Origin of the sequence: Aquimarina intermedia (assembly GCF_008124785.1) — a bacterium.
In the GTDB taxonomy this organism is placed as follows: domain Bacteria; phylum Bacteroidota; class Bacteroidia; order Flavobacteriales; family Flavobacteriaceae; genus Aquimarina; species Aquimarina intermedia.
Map to the genome: position 1 here is coordinate 1 of NZ_VNHU01000021.1, position 1,946 is coordinate 1,946.

1 protein-coding gene is annotated in these 1,946 nt (G+C 40.1%); it reads left to right on the forward strand.

The features are described 5' to 3' along the window. Window positions 1–1,946: beta strand repeat-containing protein (locus tag BD809_RS15695; protein WP_170251923.1), on the forward strand; the 1,946-nt coding region annotated here is incomplete at both ends.

Sequence of the window (1,946 nt, forward strand, 5' to 3'; positions counted from 1 at the left end):
GGAAATGATGCTACTAATAAAAATTATGTAGATAATGCAATTACTGCAGCTGCAGCTGATGGTTCTGAAACTATCGTTACTGCTGGAACTGACATTAGTGTAACAGGAACTGGTACAACTGCCAATCCATACATAGTAAACAGTACGTTTACAGAAGTGGATGGAAGTACTTCTAATGAGATTCAGAACTTAGGACAGGTATTGACCGAAGGTAACGATGCTGGCGGAAGTGTTATTACTAATATGGGGACTCCCGTAATTGGTACAGATGCAACTACAAAAGATTATGTTGATACTGCAATTACCGCTTCTAACCAAACTGTTGTGAGTGCGGATGCTGGTAATTTAGTTGTTGCCGGAACTGACGGAGGTGCTTTTCTTAATTCAGTAAATGATGCTGATGCTGACCCAACGAATGAAATTCAAACCGCTGCTCAAGTAGCCTTTACTCCTACCGGTAACACAACCAGTACCGATGTACAAGCTGCCATTGAAGAAATTCAAACCGAAGTAGATGGTTTTGCTGCTGTTGCCGGTCAAACTAATACTGCTTCTAACGCAGGTACAGCAGGTGTGGGTGTATTTGCAAGAAAAACAGGTGCTGATCTTGAGTTTAAAAATATCAATTCAACCTCTGGAAAAATAACAGTAACTGACGATACTGCTAACGATGAGATCGACCTAGAAATAGGTGCAAACGCAATTACAACCAATGAGCTTGCTAACAATGCAGTAACCAATATTAAACTTGCTGCCAATGCAGTAACTACTGACAAAATCCTTGATGGGACCATTGTTACTACAGATATTGCTTCTGGTGGTAACGATAAAGTTTTAACTACCAGTGCTACCGGGGTAGTAACATGGGAAGATAAAACTGCGTTGGACACCGATGCTACCAATGAAATTCAAAACATTAATGAAGTACTTGCTGATGGAAATGATGCTGGTGGTTTAGCAATAGCAAATATCGCTAACCCAACTAATGCGCAAGATGCAGCTACTAAAGATTATGTAGATACTGCAATTACCGCTTCTAACCAAACTGTTGTGAGTGCGGATGCTGGTAATATAGTTGTTGCCGGAACTGATGGAGGCGCTTTCCTTAATTCAGTAAATGATGCCGATGCTGATGCAACTAATGAAATTCAGAATATTAACGAAGTACTTGCTGATGGAAACAATGCAGGGGGATTAGTAATCGATAATATCGGAGCACCAATTGATGGAAACGATGCAACTAATAAAAATTATGTAGATAATGCAATTACTGCAGCTGCAGCCGATGGTTCTGAAACTATCGTTACTGCTGGAACTGACATCAGTGTAACAGGAACTGGTACTACTGCCAATCCATACATAGTAAACAGTACATTTACAGAAGTGGATGGAAGTACTACTAACGAAATTCAGAATTCAGCACAGGTAAATCTTAGCACTCCTTTAGACGTTGATGGGGATACTGTAAACGAAACTACTGTACAAGAAGCTATTGCTGATCTTTCAACTGCCGTAGCTGCCGATGGAGATACAGATGCAACTAATGAAATTCAGAATATTAACGAAGTACTTGCTGATGGAAACAATGCAGGGGGATTAGTAATCGATAATATTGGTGCTCCTATTGATGGAAACGATGCCACTAATAAAAATTATGTAGATAATGCAATCACTGCAGCTGCTGCTGATGGTTCTGAAACTATCGTTACTGCTGGAACTGACATCAGTGTAACAGGAACTGGTACAACTGCCAATCCATACATAGTAAACAGTACGTTTACAGAAGTGGATGGAAGTACTTCTAATGAGATTCAGAACTTAGGACAAGTATTGACCGAAGGTAACGATGCCGGCGGAAGTGTTATTACTAATATGGGGACTCCCGTAATTGGTACAGATGCAACTACAAAAGATTATGTTGATACTGCAATTACCGCTTCTAACCA